We start from the raw sequence: 1294 nt of genomic DNA, 5'->3' as shown, positions 1-1294 counted from the left end.
GGTGTCGGTGAGGGGTTGGTGGTTGGTGGGGTGGTGGGGTGTGTCGGGGTCGGTGAGGTGGATGAGGAGGTGGGGTGTGGTGGGGAGGGGTTGGTGGAGGGCTTGGGTGAGGGTGAGTTGAGTGAGGTCGGGGGTGTCGGTGCTGGTGTGGGGGGAGGGTTGCCGGCGTGTCCACCGCACGCTGTGCAGCGGAGCGGACACCGAGGACCCCTGAGCACGTAGCGTCAAGGAGTTGATGGTCGCGACCGGCGCTCCGGTGGGGTCCACCGCGGTCAGCGAGAGTGCATGAGCTCCGGTTCGCCTGAGCCGGACTCGTATGGCCCTGGCACCGGTGGCGTGCAGGGTGATGCCCTCGAAGGAGTACGGCAGCGAGGTCTGATGCGTTGCTGTCTCGTCCGGGTGCAGGACGAGGGGATGGAGCGCGGCGTCAAGAAGAGCAGGGTGAATCCCGTATCCGTCAGTACCCGCACCGGCGCTGCTGCTGTCCGTGGCCGACGGCAGGGCGACTTCGGCGTACACATCGTCACCGTCCCGCCACGCGGCCGTGAGTCCCCGGAAGAGAGGTCCGTAGTGGTAGCCGCCTGCGGTGAGGTCGTCATACGCAGATGTCACATCAAGGGGGGTGGCGCCGGCGGGTGGCCAGGTGGTCCAGGCGCCGGACCCGTCGGACCCGTCTGACGCATCGGACGCGTCGGCTGTCTGTGCGGTGAGGGTGGCGGATGCGTGGTGGCTCCACTCGTCGTGCTCGGACGCACGGGAGTGGAAGGCCAGTTCACAGACCGCGCCCTCATCGGACCGTACGGCGGTGAGCCGGAGGTCGCGTGCCGTGTCATCGGACAGTGTCAGTGGCCTGTGCAGGGTCAGCTCCCCTATGACGGGGCAACCGAGGTGGTTCCCCACGTGCAGGCCGAGATCCACGACAGCCGTTGCCGGCAGCAACACCCTCCCCTGGATGGTGTGGTCGGCCATCCAGGGATGTGCGTCGAGCGAAACTCGCCCGGTGAAGACGGTGGTGCCCTGCTCGGGAAGGTCGAGGACAGCGCCGAGGAACGGATGGTCGCTGGCCGCCTGACCGAGAGAGGCGGCCGTGGCAGACGCGGTGGTGGTGGGTGGGGTGAGCCAGTGGGTGTGGTGTTGGAAGGGGTAGGTCGGGAGCTTGACCGCGCTGCTGCTGCTGGTGGGCCAGGTGGTGGTGTGGCCGGTGGTGTGGAGGTGGGCGAGGGTGGTGAGGAGGTGGTGGTGGTCGTTGTGGTTGCGGTGGAGTGTGGTGTGGGTGGGGGTGTGGGGTGGTGTG

The 1294-nt window shown here is 68.2% G+C and carries 1 protein-coding gene; it reads right to left on the bottom strand.

Going from position 1 to position 1294, the window contains the following annotated elements:
- The coding region (locus F1615_RS35400) for a polyketide synthase dehydratase domain-containing protein (RefSeq protein WP_208818483.1) at positions 1-1294 on the bottom strand (1294 nt) is incomplete at both ends.

The organism is Streptomyces marokkonensis, from assembly GCF_008312835.1.
In the GTDB taxonomy this organism is placed as follows: domain Bacteria; phylum Actinomycetota; class Actinomycetes; order Streptomycetales; family Streptomycetaceae; genus Streptomyces; species Streptomyces marokkonensis_A.
Note: the sequence above shows the minus strand (reverse complement) of the source record. Positions and strands in the feature narration are given on the sequence as shown.